This window comes from Paenibacillus riograndensis SBR5 (assembly GCF_000981585.1).
Lineage (GTDB): Bacteria > Bacillota > Bacilli > Paenibacillales > Paenibacillaceae > Paenibacillus_AQ > Paenibacillus_AQ riograndensis.
Genome location: NZ_LN831776.1, coordinates 4,926,116 through 4,939,187 on the forward strand (window position 1 = coordinate 4,926,116; position 13,072 = coordinate 4,939,187).

Annotated in this window: 15 protein-coding genes; 3 read left to right on the top strand and 12 right to left on the bottom strand. The window is 49.7% G+C overall.

From position 1 onward, the window contains the following. Window positions 1–61 precede the first annotated feature (61 nt). Window positions 62–952, bottom strand: a complete 891-nt coding sequence (locus PRIO_RS20915) for an AraC family transcriptional regulator (protein WP_020433688.1) — start codon at window positions 950–952, stop codon at window positions 62–64. 169 nt (window positions 953–1,121) lie between these two features. On the opposite strand from PRIO_RS20915, the gene PRIO_RS20920 reads away from it, so the two are divergent. Next, complete coding sequence (locus PRIO_RS20920; protein WP_020433690.1) at window positions 1,122–1,703, top strand: LysE family translocator; 582 nt, start codon at window positions 1,122–1,124, stop codon at window positions 1,701–1,703. A gap of 19 nt (window positions 1,704–1,722) precedes the next feature. Then, a complete protein-coding gene (locus PRIO_RS20925; protein ID WP_020433692.1) occupies window positions 1,723–2,496 on the top strand; it encodes an AraC family transcriptional regulator in 774 nt (257 codons plus the stop codon). Window positions 2,497–2,555: 59 nt separating this feature from the next. Here PRIO_RS20925 and PRIO_RS20930 read toward each other — a convergent pair whose 3' ends face one another. From PRIO_RS20930 to PRIO_RS20975, 10 genes are all read right to left on the bottom strand, one after another. After that, on the bottom strand, window positions 2,556–3,029 hold the full coding sequence (locus PRIO_RS20930; RefSeq protein ID WP_046504517.1) for a hypothetical protein: 474 nt from the start codon (window positions 3,027–3,029) through the stop codon (window positions 2,556–2,558). 157 nt (window positions 3,030–3,186) lie between these two features. Beyond that, complete coding sequence (locus tag PRIO_RS20935) at window positions 3,187–3,747, bottom strand: polymer-forming cytoskeletal protein (protein ID WP_046504520.1); 561 nt, start codon at window positions 3,745–3,747, stop codon at window positions 3,187–3,189. A gap of 204 nt (window positions 3,748–3,951) precedes the next feature. Beyond that, window positions 3,952–4,650, bottom strand: a complete 699-nt coding sequence (locus tag PRIO_RS20940) for a polysaccharide deacetylase family protein (RefSeq protein WP_046504523.1) — start codon at window positions 4,648–4,650, stop codon at window positions 3,952–3,954. A 26-nt stretch (window positions 4,651–4,676) separates the two neighbouring features. Further along, the gene (locus PRIO_RS20945; protein ID WP_407944501.1) at window positions 4,677–5,246 is read right to left on the bottom strand and encodes a YkoP family protein; all 570 of its coding nucleotides are present in this window, start codon (window positions 5,244–5,246) and stop codon (window positions 4,677–4,679) included. 133 nt (window positions 5,247–5,379) lie between these two features. Next, complete coding sequence (locus PRIO_RS20950) at window positions 5,380–6,297, bottom strand: ABC transporter ATP-binding protein (RefSeq protein WP_046504526.1); 918 nt, start codon at window positions 6,295–6,297, stop codon at window positions 5,380–5,382. 341 nt (window positions 6,298–6,638) lie between these two features. Beyond that, window positions 6,639–7,931: a group II intron reverse transcriptase/maturase gene (gene ltrA, locus PRIO_RS20955; protein ID WP_020425999.1), complete on the bottom strand. Its 1,293-nt coding sequence runs from the start codon at window positions 7,929–7,931 to the stop codon at window positions 6,639–6,641. A 613-nt stretch (window positions 7,932–8,544) separates the two neighbouring features. Continuing rightward, a complete protein-coding gene (locus PRIO_RS20960; protein ID WP_144412124.1) occupies window positions 8,545–9,528 on the bottom strand; it encodes an amidohydrolase family protein in 984 nt (327 codons plus the stop codon). Continuing rightward, a complete protein-coding gene (locus PRIO_RS20965) occupies window positions 9,525–10,463 on the bottom strand; it encodes an alpha/beta hydrolase (protein WP_020433744.1) in 939 nt (312 codons plus the stop codon). The genes PRIO_RS20960 and PRIO_RS20965 overlap by 4 nt, the downstream gene beginning before the upstream one ends. Continuing rightward, window positions 10,438–10,926, bottom strand: a complete 489-nt coding sequence (locus PRIO_RS20970) for a MarR family winged helix-turn-helix transcriptional regulator (RefSeq protein ID WP_020433745.1) — start codon at window positions 10,924–10,926, stop codon at window positions 10,438–10,440. The genes PRIO_RS20965 and PRIO_RS20970 overlap by 26 nt, the downstream gene beginning before the upstream one ends. Before the next feature lie 125 nt (window positions 10,927–11,051). After that, complete coding sequence (locus tag PRIO_RS20975) at window positions 11,052–11,672, bottom strand: TetR/AcrR family transcriptional regulator (protein ID WP_020433746.1); 621 nt, start codon at window positions 11,670–11,672, stop codon at window positions 11,052–11,054. Between the two features lie 141 nt (window positions 11,673–11,813). Here PRIO_RS20975 and PRIO_RS20980 point away from each other — a divergent pair, with 141 nt between their 5' ends. After that, window positions 11,814–12,641, top strand: coding sequence for an SDR family oxidoreductase (locus tag PRIO_RS20980; protein WP_046504535.1), 828 nt, complete (start codon window positions 11,814–11,816; stop codon window positions 12,639–12,641). A gap of 75 nt (window positions 12,642–12,716) precedes the next feature. Here the strand turns inward: PRIO_RS20980 and PRIO_RS20985 are convergent, their stop codons facing one another. Next, window positions 12,717–12,962, bottom strand: a complete 246-nt coding sequence (locus PRIO_RS20985) for a hypothetical protein (RefSeq protein ID WP_020433748.1) — start codon at window positions 12,960–12,962, stop codon at window positions 12,717–12,719. Between the last annotated feature and the right edge of the window lie 110 nt (window positions 12,963–13,072).

The window sequence follows — 13,072 nt, forward strand, 5'->3', positions numbered from 1 at the left end:
CCATACTGAGCTTGAGGGCTGGGGCCAAAGATTGTTTTTAGTTAAAAAATACCGCCAGTGGTTAGATACCTGAATTCAGGCCTGAAGCTTGAACAGGTATCCAAATTTCACTTCTGTACGTGGGCGAGGCCGTGTCCTGGCTCTCATTCCATAACATTTCCGGCCCCTCCACTAGCTCGTAGCTGGAAGAAGGGAACCACTCGGAGTATATCCGGCCCCAAATATTCTGGAGGGTATCCGGAAAAGGCCCGACGGCTTCAAATACAGCCCATGTAGAAGCGGCAACCTCAAGCTGGGCATAAGGCTCCGGACCTTCCAGTGTTGTAGCAACCCCGATGTAATGATCCAGCTCCCCTTTTTCTTCCATACGGCCCTCGGAGAAATTGACCGATGCGCTGATGATCCCCGCCGGATCGGTATTCGACAGCTGCTTCAGCTCGGTGATCATCTGCAGGTTCAGGCTTTGCGCCATGGCGGCAATCTCCGGGTTCACACCGCTGAATTGAATGGGAACCCTTTTCTTCAGCCCGACAATACGAAACGCCTTTTTTTCCTCGATACGGTAATTCATTTCACTGCCTCCTCTGATGGTCAACTGAAAAGTCATCCGGGGGAAGGACTTCAGAGAGGGACTGCCCGCCCGCGCTTCAGAGGGAGTCACTCCATGAAAAAGCTGGAACGCCTTCGTGAACGCATCCGGTGAACTGTATCCGACATGCACCGCCACGTCGATGATCCGCAGCTGGCTTTGTTGCAGCTCGAATGCGGCAATCGTAAGGCGTCTGCGGCGGATATACTCCGAGAGCGGCACCCCGGCAAGGAATGAAAACATCCGCTTGAAATGATATTCGGAGCATAATGCCCGCCTTGTCACCTCTTTAAAATCAATCTCTTCTGTGAGATGATCTTCAATGTAGGATAATGCATCGTTCATGTTTTCAAGTACGTTCATGCTGTTGAATCCTCCCCTCGAACCTAGAATAACAGCCTTTCAGGACCCGGTTCCGACAGTTCGTGCACAGATTTGACGGGTGCTTCCTTTATTGGACGCTGCAATAATATACTATAGCCATTCCGCAACAGGGTGTATATTCATGTGACTACTTGTATAGGGGGTCATTATGAACATCGCATCCTTCATTATTTACTGTATTGTGGTCACATTCACACCCGGGCCTACCAATATTGTTATTTTATCATCTGTGCAGCATCACGGTGCCAAAAAAACCATGGAATACGTCTGGGGAGCAACGATCGCCTTTGGTATGCTGCTTGCCGCTTCTGCCCTGCTTAATCATGTGCTTGCCGGCATAATTCCGGATATACTGGTCATCATGCAGATTGCCGGCAGTCTATATATGCTCTACCTGGCCTATCAAATCTATCGGATGGGGCGTGCGGAAGCCGCACCGGTGCAGACCGCCAATTTTGCCTCAGGCCTGCTTATGCAGCTAATCAACCCGAAGGTGCTGCTGTTCACCTTAACCGTTATTCCCAGCTATGTCCTGCCTTATTATCCTTCGGCTTCGGCTTCGTTTCTGTTTGTGCTGATGATTACGGTCATCGGATTTCTGGCGTTTGTAACCTGGGTGGTGTGCGGCGCTGTCTTCAAAAATTTGCTGCAGCAGCATCACCGGTTGTTCAATACCCTGATGGCACTGTTTCTCGTGTATTCCGCAGTGATGGTGTCAGGGATTCTATAAAGCCTTGGAGGTGAGTTCCGTGGAGAAATTCAACTATGCCAAATCGGCAGATATCCTGTCCTTGTCAGCAAGCTTTACCGATTTCACTTACAAAAAGCATTGCCATGAGGAGTATGCCGTCGGGGTAACCCTGCGCGGGATTCAGCAGTATAACCTGGAGGGCAGCTTTCAGGCTTCCCATAAAAATGGCGTCATGCTGTTCAACCGTGAACAGTACCATGACGGCAGCTCCTATGACAGGGAGGGCATTGATTATGTAATGCTGTACATCAAACCGGACCTGTTCGCTGAGATTCTCGGGGGTCAGGAATTGCGCTTCACCTCCCCTATTGTCTACGATGCTGATTTAGCTTCCTGCATCCTAAGCTTGAACCAATCGATCCGCAACGGCACAGATGAGGCTTGGTCCAGTGAGCTGTTGTTCAGGCTGGGAGGCCTTTTGTCGGAAACGGAGATCGCCGCACCGAGGAGGAAGAACAATGCTTTTGTGCAAAAAGCGAAAGAAATGATGAACTCCCACATAGATCAAGTGCTGAAGCTCGATGACCTGTGTCAAGAATTTGGCCTGTCCAAATATCAGTTTATCCGTGAGTTCAAAAGCCATGCCGGCATCTCCCCTTATCAATTTTTTCTGAACTGCAAGGTGGAGCGTGCCAAACAGGCTATTGAACGTTCAAGAGATATCTATGCAGCTGTGGCGGATTACGGCTTTGCCGATCTGACCCATCTCAACCGTCATTTCAAAAGCATGTTCGGAATCACGGCTTATGAATATATGTCGCAGCTTAGTTAGCCCTCTTGTTACCCGGCTACCCAAGCCCTACTTCCGTGGGTTTACAGGCATCAACTCACCTACTTCCGTGGGTTTACAGGCATCAACTCAATTTCTTCCGTACCACCATCCCATTCCACGTGCATGTTCACCACAGAATTCTGGTCGGCAATGGACCCGTTCCCCCCGGAGGAACCGAGATTATATATAGGGGATGGCGACTGGGCATCAGACAGAGTCCCACTCCCGTTATGACCGCCTTCTGTAGTATACTTATATTTCATTTCACCTGAGGGGCCAGGCTCTTTGCCAATATATTTCAAAAACAATCGTGTGACATGGTTATCATTGTCATTCTTCAGTTGATACACATAATAGGCGGACGCCCAGTTATCGGTATGCCCTTTATATTCATAAATAAAATTCAGATCCTTGATACTCTTGATACTTGTAATATCCTGCTTCTCGATCCCGTCATAAATAGAGGCCTTACCACTGCAGCCACTGATCCACAATGCAGTGCACAAGAGCAGAAGGCCAATGATCCGCTTCATATTCATCACCGCTCCTTAAGGATTAAGTCCGTTAAGTGTACCATATTATGGATAGGGAGATACAGAAAAAAAGCCTGCAGATTTGAACCCTAAGCGGGTACGGTCTACAGGCATTTTTTTATGAAGATAAAATGATAGCTGTTGTTCAGAACCAGGATTATTTAACGGCTGTTTCGCCGGTTACTTTACCTTCGAGGACAGCACTTGTTTTCAGATCATCGCTCTTAAAGTAGAGGTTGCCGTCGATTGTTGCGGTTTTGTCGAGCGTAAAGCCTTTGGCTTCTACATAAACGTCACCTTTGATTGTTCCGCCCTGCACTTTGAAGTTTTCACTCTGAACAGTCACCTTAGGGGCAGTCAGTGTGTAGCTGGCAGTGATTTTGTGATCTGCATCCTGAGCATACAGAGCCAGTTTGCGGTAGATGGCATTCTCTGCTTTGCCTTTGTCATGGAATTCTCCGGCAACAACCACATCGGTGTCTACAGTCAGATCATTCAGAATCGCTACAATCCAGTTGCCTTCAGCACTTACTGCTTTGGTAAAAGCATCCGCTTGGTTTACGATGGACGCTGTGCTTTGTGCATCTGTAGTTTCAGCCGCCGCACTTGCAGACGGAGCTGCGCTTGCCGCTTCATTGGCTTTATCATTATTATTTCCACAACCCGACAGCAACGCTGCCGCCACACCTGCAACAATCAATCCTTTTACTAGCTTCACAACAATTCCCCCTGTTTTTTGGTATATTCATATTATATATTAAAATTTTAATAATAACAACGTGATAAATTTCACAAATTTGTGTCTATCATTTTTTTATTATGCAAATTCAATATATTTGGCAGTGAAGTCGCTTTTATGCAAAATTATGTAATTGTAGTCAGCGAATGATCCTATTCATCTAAACGGAACACTTATCTCAGGTTAAGCCATTTCATCCACCCGGACACATTTCAGGTTTCTGGTCTTCAGCTGGTTCAGTACTTCCTCCAGAGCCTGGAGCATATAATGAGGAGCATTTCCGTCCGCCCCCAGCGTATCTCCGCTGTCATGCAGCACAATAATAGACCCGTCCCGGATACGGTTCAACAGTGTTGAGCGCAGGGAGGTCTGACATTTCTTCCGGCTCCAGTCATGTGCCATCAGCGACCACAGCACAATCCGGTACTGCTTCAGGCGAAAGAAGTCGAACATATTGATCAATCCCCAAGGCGGACGGTAATAATCAGGCCGGGTTCCGATGATTGACTCCACAATATCTGCAGTCCGCTTCAGATGCCCCCTACGGATGGTGCCGGGCAGCATGAGCCAGTTGGAGGTATGTATATAATTATGAATGCCAATTTGATGGCCTTCCCGGTCCATTCTCTTGATCAGCTCAGGATACCGTTCCGCTTGCGAACCAAGTACGAAAAATGTGGCTTTTACTTTATGCTGTGCCAGAAGATCCAGCAATCTGGGGGTGTATTCCGGATGCGGCCCATCATCAAAGGTGAAAGCCACCTCCTTGGGAGACGTCCCCCGGCGCATGACGCCATACCCCGCCAGCCGTGTTAAAAGACTGGGGAGTAACATGTATAAGATAAAGATGCTGATGATTCCAATAGTCAGGTGTGAGAGCATAGTTCCTCCTTATAGCGGATATGTATTTATCCCGGCAGCTTCTGTCCGGGGGAAAAACGGTCTTTCAGCGAAGCGCGCGAATGGATCAGCAGCATCGGGACGAGTTGATCGGTGCGTTGGCCGATTCTGTTCTTCCCCTCCGGGTGCAATGCTGACAACAGCAGGCGGAGATAGATCGTGGTCATCCGTCTGAACAATCCCGGCTGCATCGCCTGCTGCTCAAAGCCCAGACCATGCGTGATTCCCCGGTGCAGCAGCGTAATCCCCATGAGCGCCTTGACCTGCTTGAACTCTGACTGCGATTCGAAGGCTTCATTGATCTGGCGCATGGATTGCCGCAGCATTCTTGCCGTGCGCAGTGCAGCCCGGTCCGAACCTTCGGACTTTATCAGCTTCAGAATACTTCCGTTATCAAGGTGCAGCTCTCCTACCCATTCCCCGTCATGAATCACTGTAGAGTCCTGGCATATGATAGCCTTCCCTCTGTGTTTTTTGAGCATTACGCTGCAAATCCCAAAACGGGAGGTACCGGCTCCGCGAAAATGTGAGCCCAGCGCAAACACCTTTTCCCAGGCCATCCAGAGGGACTGCACCATACTTTTACCAATTTTTAGTTCCACTTCATTCATCCTTCCTCTAACAACTAATGTAATTCACTTTTAATATTTACCTCTCCTCTGTTTGACGCTTACGGATGATTATTCACTGCCTGAAAATTAAAAAATGAAATTAAGCAATGCCTCCCCACCCCATCAATTCCACAAAATGATCTTCCAGCGAATGATTTTTTTTACTCAAGCTTTCCAGTTCCACATCCGCTTCTGTCAGGGCTTTATTCAGTTCAAGCTGCTGTACGGCATCGTAAATGCGGATCGTCCGGGGGTTCAGCATCTTGAAGTTGGTGAGGCCCAGCTTGTGCTCCAGCACATACAGCGCTTTGCCGCTCTCTCCGGTAATCAGCTCGATGTATGGCGTGTTCCGGCTGCGGATCACATCCATCGCCACTTCCTCCAGCAAAATTCCCTCAAAGATCACGCCGATGGTGTCGGCAACCTGTTCAACCTCCCCCAGAATGTGGCTGGAGATCAGCAGTGTCATTCCATATTCCCGGCTCAGCATGCGGAATACTTCACGCATTTCCTTGATGCCCATGGGGTCCAGCCCGTTGATCGGCTCATCCAGAATGAGCAGCTCCGGCTTGGTCATTAGCGCCCGGGCAATGCCCAGCCGCTGCTTCATCCCCAGGGAGAATTGCTTGACCGGCTTTTTGTCCACATCCTTCAGCTTGACCAGCTCCAGCGCTTCTTCCATGGCCTTCACATTGTAGTGCCCCATATACTCCCCGTGCAGCTGGAGATTTTCTCTCGCCGTCAGCTTGTCGTAGAACACCGGATTTTCAATAATACAGCCCATGCGCTTCAGCAATTCATAGGAATGGTCTGTCATGCTCACTCCAAAAAATTCGATAAACCCCTCTGTCGGCTTCACCAGATTGGTGATCATTTTCATTACCGTGGTTTTACCCGCCCCGTTCGGTCCCAGGAACCCGTAAATTTCGCCTTGCTTAATATTCATGTTCACGCCGCTAACAACCTCTTTGCCTTGATACTCCTTGGTTAGCTCCCATGTCCGCAATATGGTTGTCATTCCCGCTATCCCCTTTGGCTTCTTCGTTTGTCTTCCTGGCTCTTATTGTACACAGCAGAATTTTCTTTTTTATTACCTGAACCTTACATAATTCTTAAGCTGCAGACTGATGCCGTAGAGAGTTTCATCGATTCCATGCTTGAAGCCAAGATGAAGGAACGGAAGGACGCCTCCAGATTCCAGAGTCCATCATAGGGATTGGCTGGCTGCTGCCCACATTTTTTTACTTTGCCAAATTTCTAGAGTAAAGGGCTGGTGCAACCCAGCCCCTCCTCATCAAACCGTACGTGAGGTTTTCCCTCATACGGCTTTCCGATGTTCGTCATTCATGGGCATGCAGATTACAATAGCGTTTTTAGTCCATATTGGATGGTCAAATATTTAACTTCTGACCTGGACCTCATCCATCTCCCGCGTTGTCTCTTCTTCGCGTACCACCGGGTTAATCTTTGCAAAATATACCAATCCAGTTTCGCTAATCTCTTTTGGCTGTAGTTCGTGTAGTAATAATTTCTCCATCCTTGAATCTTTGGATTGAGCCATTCCACCTGTTCCGCCAACGTTCTTGAGCGCATGCTCGGAGGGGCTAATCTTTCTTTGACCACGCCTCGGATGCGCTCCTCTGCCTTTTTCGTTAGCCATTGCTGTGTGGTGTAATATACCTTCCCTTGGGAAGTTTCTGCTTTCGTTTTTCGATGGTGCATTCCTAAAAAGTCGAATCCTTCGTCTCCTGTCCACAGGCCTACAATGCGGGTTTTGGTCGGATGTAGAGTTAACTCCAGACGTTCCATGATTCTGCTTATGAGCTCATAGGCATGTTCGGCGTCCTTTTTCGTTTTACAGACTACGACGAAATCGTCTGCATACCTGGTCAGTTCCCCCAATCCACTTCCGTGTTTCTCCCATAGCCGGTCAAAGTAGTTCAAGTAGATATTCGCCAACAGCGGTGAGATGACGCCACCTTGTGGTGTCCCTAAATCGGAACGCCTCACGTTTCCTTCTTCCATAACTCCCGCCTGAAGCCATTTCCGTATTAACTTCAAGATTCTCCTGTCATTGATACGCATCTGTACCAGTTTCATGAGCTTCTCTTGATTAATGTTGTCGAAGTAACCTTGGATATCGACGTCGACTACCCAATTTCCTTTGCGGTTGCAGGCTTTCCGGATTCGTTCCAGCGCTCCTTTCGCACTTCGCTTCGGGCGAAATCCGAAGGATACTTCTTCGAAGTCTGCTTCGAAGATGGGCTCAATCACGAGTTTGGTTGCCATCTGTATGACTCGGTCGCGCACGGTGGGTATGCCCAGCGGCCTTGGCTTCCCGTCTTTCTTTGGGATATAGTGCCGCCGCACAGGCTGCGGATGGTAGCTGCCTTCTTTCAATTCTCGCTCACAGGTCTTAAGGAAGTTCGTTTCTCCTCGTTCCTCGATGTCTGCGAGCGTCACGGCATCTACTCCTGCTGCTCCCTTATTCGCTTTCACCCGTTTCCAGGCTTCACACAGCACATCCGGGCGGTAGACCTTGTCATACAGCGCATGAAATTTACGCTTCTTGTTCTCCTTGGCCGCATGACCTAGCTTTTCTTGGAGTTCTTGAACTTTTTCCTTTGGTGTCGTTAGCCCTTTGGCATTCACTCACTCGTACCTCCTCCAAAAGCATAAACAAAGCAGGGCTCCTTCCCTCCCTAAGGTTATGTTGTCCTTAGGTTCTTCGGTATTATGAGCCCCTCGGACTCCCTTCCCACAGACGGTTCATTTCATCTTTTGGACTTATAGAGCGTCTCTTTACGGGTTTCTAAAAAAAAAATTCCTCCCGTGTGGGGGAGGGTCTCCCCAGTTCACTGCGTCTTCTTTCCTTCCATGCCGATCCCCATACGCCGGAGGATTCTTCACTGCCGTTCCAAGTTCTCTGCAGCTTCCGTGGTCTTCACCCGTATAGGCGAGGCTCGACTTCCTCTCTCCCCCCTTGCGGGGCCTTTGTGACGACGCGGCAGGATTCACTTCATGTTACGGCCTAGCAGGTTGCTCGCCCTGTCTCTGACCGGACTTTTGTCGATGCGCTTCTACGCACAGATTTCGCCGTACGCAGGCATCCCAGCTACACGGGGGCTTGGCCCCTCCCGTGACCGGACTTTCACCGGCTAGAAGATACGTGCTTTCTGGGCACGCCCCATACAATAAAAAAACGCCTTGATCCTATGATCAAAGCGGGTACATGCAAAACAAGCCGTAATCTCAGAAGAAGCCGTTACAGCCCTGGAAACAAACGCAACGCATTCTCACCATAGATTTGACAACGCGCTTCATCCGTCAGCAGGTTAGTCCCCTCCAGACCGTCCGCTAAAGATTTGCAGGCATCAGCCGGGGTATACGGGTAGTCGCTGCCATACAAGAGATGGTCCGTCCCAATCAATTGCAGCAGATTATCCAGCTGTCTGGGCAGACAAGCGCCGGCTATGTCATAATAGAGTCCTTTTAGTGAGGTGTAGATATCCACCCCGGCATCCTCCGTGTGCTCACCGAATATCGAAGGCATCATATGCAGCGCCGGTGCAATCCGGTCGGCAAGTACCGGCAGGAACGCACCAGCATGCGGGATAATGAAAGTGATGTCGGGAAAGCGGCTAAAGGTCCCCGTGAAGATAAGGTTCATTACTGTGCGGGTCGTATCGAAGAAAAACTCCATCATCGGGGCAGGCAATCTTTCCAGAACATGCTCCGGGACGAGAGCGGGTCTATTGGGATGAAGTGCGACAATGGCTTTACGTGTGTTCAGCTCGGCAAAGATATCATGCAGGCAGGGATTGCCCAGATATACTCCCAGCGCATGGGTAGGCAGTGTAAAACCGTCAGCATGCAGCACATCCATAGCGTATTTAATCTCTACAATGGAATCGGAAATCTCCGGCACAGGCAATGAGGCCAGCAAGCCAAACTTCCCGGGATACTTCCGCACAAGCTCCGCACCGTCCTCGTTTACCCTACGGGCCAGTTCTCTGGCAGCTTCTCTGTCTCCCCAATGAATATGGGGAGAAGACAGAGACAATAGCGAGACCGCAATCCCCAATTGCTCCATCGCCTCCAAATGAAGGTCCGCATGCCAGACGGGAGTTGGAAAACCATCGGGATTGGGTCCGGCATGTTTCAGCAATGCCTCTCTGTAGGCTGAAGGCAGATAATGGCTGTGAAGGTCGATTTTATTTGCCCGCCATTCCTGGATACTAGCCATCATTGCAGCTCCTTCCCGAAGGCTTCCGCCAGCATCGCACAGACCAGCGCCAGGGCATCCTGCGCTTCCTCCAAGGTCTCCTGCATGTTAAAAAAACCATGAATGACCCCGTTGTATCTTTTTAAACAAACATCAACTCCTGCCGCAATGAGCCGCTGCGCATACATCTCCCCTTCATCTCTCAACGGATCATATTCTGAGGTAATTATGCAAGCGGAAGGAAGCTCTCCAAGATACTCAGCAAGCAGCGGTGAAGCCAGAGGGCTCCGGGCCTCGCTTGCTTCATTCAAGTACTGGGACACAAACCATTCGATGCCTTTGGTGGTCAGTCTATAGCCTTCCGCATTCTCTACGCGCGATTTAGGTTCTGTGACTCCCAGCAAATCCAGCATTGCGTTAATGATGACCTGATACACAAGCTTGAATTCTCCTGTATCCCGGGAGAGCTGGCAGATGACCGCTGCAAGAGTCCCGCCCACACTGTCGCCCCCAATAGCGATGCGGTTAGCGGAAAGGTTCAAGCGTTCTGCATGCCCGAATATCCAGCTTACAGTCTGGTAGCACTCTGCCACTGGCTGGGGGAACTTATGCTCCGGCGCCAGGCCGTATTCGATGGAAATTACTGTACACTTCACAGTATCCGTTATCCTGCGGCAGATCGGGTCATAGACTTCAATATTTCCAAACACAAAGCCGCCTCCATGAATCCAAATGAAAGCAGGGAAAGGGCCATCGCCTTGGGGGGAATAGACTCGTATCCGGGTATCCCTGACAGAAGTGGTGACGGTAAAATCTTGTACTGTACCAACTTCTACAGCACTTCCTTTGCAATCATCCCAGCTGTGAGCGTACCATTCTCTCTGCTGCTCCAGAGGCAATGTATAAATTTGTGCAAAATCAGTCTCCAGCAATTTATTCAGTTTTGGGTTGAGTGGCATACTTATGGCCTTCTTCCTTGGATTGTTGACAGTCACTTAGGTCTGCCCGCATGGATTGCTCCGCCATCCTCTGCAGCCCCTTGAAGACCTGGTCCTTTGCCTCTTCATCCATTCCTCCGGTTGTAACCTTCTCCCATGCTTCCAGACGGTTGAAGAAATACGCTTGAAATTCTGTTCCTTTATCCGTAACAAAAAGTTTCTTGGCTCTTCTATCCTCATTTTTCGTCTCCCGCCTGATCACCCCCTTCTTCTCAAGAGATTGAAGCGATCTAGCCGTTGCCGCCTTATCTATAAACAACAGAGCGGACAGTTCCTCCTGAGTGATACCCTCATTGCCGTAAATGTTCATCAGAAGGATACACTCCGAGAAGCTGATATCCAGTGCGCTGCCAATAGCCGCAATATACGTCTGAGTTTGCCTGTGGAGTATTCCTACATTTCTTGCGAGTGTTAAAAGCTCCATTTTACCGCCTCCATGGTTGATCCAGTCAACTATGTTATACTCCGATAAGTTGATTCAGTCAACTTATTTTTATGAATATTATTCCAGATAAATAGAGGCGATTATCCTGTACTGGTGCAGGGAATTCACTTCTCCGGCTGCTCCGGCTTACGGTTCAGCGCGGTCAGCAGCGGGCCGTCGCGGACGAGGCGGGTTAAGATCAGCGCCACCTGCTCCGGGGGGAGTGTTCTTCCCGATTCAAACCAGTGCCGGATGACTCCGAAATGCGCTGAGCTGAAATAAGCGACAATATAATCGTCCGGGACCGCCAAGGCATCCGGATTAAAGGCCTGCCGGGGAAGCTTCTCATACATGCGGCTGTGAATCAGTGTTCTTAGTCTTTTTCCAAATGAGGTGCCCTCCTGGGCGAAAAAAATAGCAAAAAACCGGTGCCGCCCGTTCATAAAGCGGATAAATTCCACAATCGAGGGAAAAGGCTCTTCTACACTCCCGCTGCCAAGCAGCTGTTCAGGTATGGTCCGGGCTGGCAGAGCGTTCATCTCTTCGATAATCTGATCCTCCATCTTCTCCATCAGATCATAAATATCCTGATAATGCAGATAGAAGGTGCCGCGGTTAATCCCTGCTTTGGAGGTCAGACTTCTAACATTCACACCTTCCAGCCCTTTCTCCTCAACAAGTGACAGGAACGCTTCATCGATCAGTTTCTTGGTGCGGATCACCCGCAGATCAGCGGCTTTTTCCATAAAAGCCCCTCCATTTCTCCACTCCAACCTTAATGAACACTATTCAAAATAGTGATTATTGTAAGTGTATATTACCCTGATTATAATAAACACATGGTTCATAAATCAACACATTGTTCATTACACAAAGGAGGAAACAGCATGTTAAATCATAAAACAGCCGTCATTACAGGTGCATCCAGCGGCATTGGACGCGCCATCGCCACCCGGCTCGCAGCACAAGGTGTGCATGTCTTCATCACCGGAAGAAGCCGGGAACAACTGGAAGAGGTGAAGTCGCAAATTGAACTGGCAGGCGGTCAAGCCACCTGCAGCGCATTTGATCTCCGGGATACCGGCAGGCTGCAGGATTTTATCCGCCAAACCCGGACGCAGACCGGTCATTTGGATATCATGGTCAACAATGCCGGCCTGCATATCCATGGGAATATTGTCGATACGAAGGTGGAGGACTGGCGGGAGATGATCGATGTCAACATCGTGGCGCTTCTGGCCGGCTCGCAGGCAGCTGTCCAGGCCATGCGGCTGAATGAGGGCGGCGCCCCAGGCCATATTATTAATATTTCCTCAGGCAACGCCTACGAACCGGGAAGGGATTTCTACAGCGCCACCAAACACATGGTAAATGCAATCGGACAAGCCTTAACTCGTGAGCTGGCCCAAGAGCCGATTCAGATAACAACGATTCTTCCCGGTGCTGTAGCCACTAACTTCGGACGGAACCTTGAACCGGAGGCAGTTGTACAGCTTGCCCGCAAGCTGGGGATGGAGGTCGAATACAAGCAGGGGGACCACCTGCCGGAAGAGCTGATTGCACGGATTAGCGGGGCCATGGGCCAAACCTTTTTGAGCGGCGATGATATAGCAAGAGCCGTAGTCTACGCGCTGCAGCAGCCGCAGAATGTAGTGGTCCGTGAGCTGTATCTGACTGCGCCGAACGTGTACCTCGGCAACGATTTCTCTATGTAGATTGCAGAATAGAAAAGCCACCTGTCCCCTTCAATCGGGGGTTAGGCGGCTTTGTTGTTTTCGGATATCCAGGTCTTATTGCTCTTTGCTCTTGATCTCAAAGCTGCGGACCTTCATCCATTTCCCGGCCACGAATTCGTCAACGGTCCCGGTTCTGGTTCTGACGCAGAATCTGTGCTGGGTCTTTTTGTCAAAACCCGTGGCTTCATAGAGTAAATCATCGCCTGCCTGACCCTTATAATAGACCTGCTTCAGGCCAAGCCTGTTCAGCAGCTCCAGCTTTACACTCTCAATATAGGTGCGCGAATACTCTTTTGACATCCCTGTTCCTCCTGCGGCGTTCATCTACTGACCATTCTACACTTAAACTTTGCAAAATGGCAGTCCAGGGCTGATTAGCTGGAGAGAATATTATGAGAAGCCTGCCTGCT

What these genes read in the sequence shown, in the direction of transcription:
- PRIO_RS20940 (WP_046504523.1), bottom strand. Translation starts at nt 4,650, where the DNA reads ATGCTCTCACACCTGACTATTGGAATCATCAGCATCTTTATCTTATAC.
- PRIO_RS20950 (WP_046504526.1), bottom strand. Translation starts at nt 6,297, where the DNA reads ATGACAACCATATTGCGGACATGGGAGCTAACCAAGGAGTATCAAGGC.
- PRIO_RS20930 (WP_046504517.1), bottom strand. Translation starts at nt 3,029, where the DNA reads ATGAAGCGGATCATTGGCCTTCTGCTCTTGTGCACTGCATTGTGGATC.
- PRIO_RS20915 (WP_020433688.1), bottom strand. Translation starts at nt 952, where the DNA reads ATGAACGTACTTGAAAACATGAACGATGCATTATCCTACATTGAAGAT.
- PRIO_RS20975 (WP_020433746.1), bottom strand. Translation starts at nt 11,672, where the DNA reads ATGGAAAAAGCCGCTGATCTGCGGGTGATCCGCACCAAGAAACTGATC.
- PRIO_RS20980 (WP_046504535.1), top strand. Translation starts at nt 11,814, where the DNA reads ATGTTAAATCATAAAACAGCCGTCATTACAGGTGCATCCAGCGGCATT.
- PRIO_RS20970 (WP_020433745.1), bottom strand. Translation starts at nt 10,926, where the DNA reads ATGGAGCTTTTAACACTCGCAAGAAATGTAGGAATACTCCACAGGCAA.
- PRIO_RS20985 (WP_020433748.1), bottom strand. Translation starts at nt 12,962, where the DNA reads ATGTCAAAAGAGTATTCGCGCACCTATATTGAGAGTGTAAAGCTGGAG.
- PRIO_RS20920 (WP_020433690.1), top strand. Translation starts at nt 1,122, where the DNA reads ATGAACATCGCATCCTTCATTATTTACTGTATTGTGGTCACATTCACA.
- PRIO_RS20945 (WP_407944501.1), bottom strand. Translation starts at nt 5,246, where the DNA reads ATGGTGCAGTCCCTCTGGATGGCCTGGGAAAAGGTGTTTGCGCTGGGC.
- PRIO_RS20960 (WP_144412124.1), bottom strand. Translation starts at nt 9,528, where the DNA reads ATGATGGCTAGTATCCAGGAATGGCGGGCAAATAAAATCGACCTTCAC.
- PRIO_RS20965 (WP_020433744.1), bottom strand. Translation starts at nt 10,463, where the DNA reads ATGCCACTCAACCCAAAACTGAATAAATTGCTGGAGACTGATTTTGCA.